At 66.4% G+C, this 1,894-nt stretch carries 1 protein-coding gene; it reads left to right on the top strand.

Annotated features, from left to right (window positions below; genetic code table 11):
* Positions 1-1,841, top strand: a 1,841-nt coding sequence (locus WB528_RS02135; protein WP_423886778.1) for an ATP-binding cassette domain-containing protein, incomplete at its 5' end; no start/stop codon positions are given.
* Positions 1,842-1,894: the final 53 nt, after the last annotated feature.

Below are 1,894 nucleotides of genomic sequence, written 5' to 3'. Positions count from 1 at the left end.
CGGTACCGGTACGCACGGCCGCGTTCGTGCTGGCCGCCGCCGCGGCCGGAGTTGCCGGCGGCCTGCAGGCCGCGCTGACCGGCTTCATCGCGCCAAGTTCGTTTCCGTTTTCGCAATCGATTCTGTTTCTTCTGGTCGTCGTCGTCGGCGGCGCCGGTCGCACGCTTGGACCGCTGATCGGAGCGGCGGTGGTCGTGTTGCTGCCCGAATTGCTGGCGGGTCTTGAGGAATATCGTCTGCTGGTGTTCGGCGCCGGACTCCTGATCGTGCTGTGGGCAGCTCCTGGCGGGATTGCGGGCGCGCTCGCCCACCTCACGCGGCCCCGAAAATCTCCTGCCGAAGTCAGGCTGGATATCGATTCCGCTCTGGCCCATATCACGGGTGCACGTGGGAGCCTGGCTGCGGAAGGCGTGCGCGTGGCCTTTGGCGGCGTGGTCGCGGTCGCGGGCGTCGACATGATTGCGCCCCCCGGCCGTATCACCAGCGTGATCGGCCCCAACGGAGCCGGCAAGACCACTCTGCTCAATCTTGTCAGCGGGTTTCAGCGCGCTGATGCAGGAACCGTACGCGTCGGAAAAGAGGAGATCACGGGCTTTTCCGCCCATGACGTCGCGCGCGCTGGCCTTGCCCGCACTTTTCAGACGGCGCAGCCTTTCGCGAGCCTGAGCGTGCTCGACAATGTTCGTTTGGGCCTTCTGCGTGGCGCGTGGCGCGGCGAAGCACGGGCGGATCTGGCGCGCGCGTTGCTGGCATTGGTCGGCTACACCGGATCGGAGGCGAGACTGGCCGCCACGCTGCCACATGTAGATCGGCGGCTGGTCGAGATTGCGAGGGCGCTCGGCACCGCGCCCGCCGTGTTGCTGCTCGACGAACCGGCGGCCGGCCTCAGCGAGGCGGACACCGCGAGGCTTGGCAACCTTCTGCAGCGGCTCGCGCGCGCGGGCCTCGCCATCGTGCTCGTCGAGCACGACATGTCGCTTGTGATGTCGATTTCCGATGAGATCGTGGTGCTCGACGCCGGACGCCGCATTGCGTCGGGGACACCTGCGGTCGTGCGCAACGATCCCGCCGTCAAGGCTGCCTATCTCGGCGCTGCGATGTCGGCCGGACCGGCGGTCTCACGCACCGCTGGAGCGCCGGTGCTCGAAGTGGAAGGACTGAGCGCCGGCTATGGTCCACTTGCCGTGCTCGACAATGTCAGCCTCAAGGTCGGGCGCGGCGAGGTGATTGCGCTGTTCGGCCCGAACGGCGCCGGCAAATCGACCCTGATGAAGGCGTTGAGCGGCTTGATCCGGCCGGTGACCGGGACCATCCGGTTGGCGGGCAAAGATCTGACGTCGCTTTCGGCGCCTCTTGTGGCGCGATCCGGCCTGATCCTGGTGCCGGAAGGGCGTCAGGTGTTTCCGCAGTTGACGGTCGCGGAAAATCTTCGCCTCGGCGCGACGCGCCGCGACGATTTTGCCGCAGGCGAGATCGAGGACATGCTCGCAAGATTTCCACGTCTGCGCCCGCGTCTGCACACGGCGGCCGGTCTGCTTTCGGGCGGTGAGCAGCAGATGCTGGCCGTTGCGCGCGGGCTCTTGGCCCGGCCCGAGGTTCTCCTGCTCGACGAGCCGTCACTCGGATTGGCGCCGGCGGTCGTAACCGAACTGTTCGAGCAGTTTACGCGGTTACGCGATGAAGGCATGACGTTGCTGATCGTAGACCAGATGGCGGATTATGCGCTTGCGATCGCGGATCGCGGCTATGTCCTCGGCGGCGGTCGCGTGGTAGCGGAAGGAAGTCCCGCGGAACTGCGCGGCGCCATGATCGACGACGCCTATCTTGGTTCCGCTTCGTGAATTGGATAAAGTGATGGATCTGATTGTCCGGGACGCTCGCATCTTGCGCGACG

This window comes from Bradyrhizobium sp., assembly GCF_049586575.1.
In the GTDB taxonomy this organism is placed as follows: Bacteria; Pseudomonadota; Alphaproteobacteria; order Rhizobiales; family Xanthobacteraceae; genus Bradyrhizobium.
Note: the sequence above shows the minus strand (reverse complement) of the source record. Positions and strands in the feature narration are given on the sequence as shown.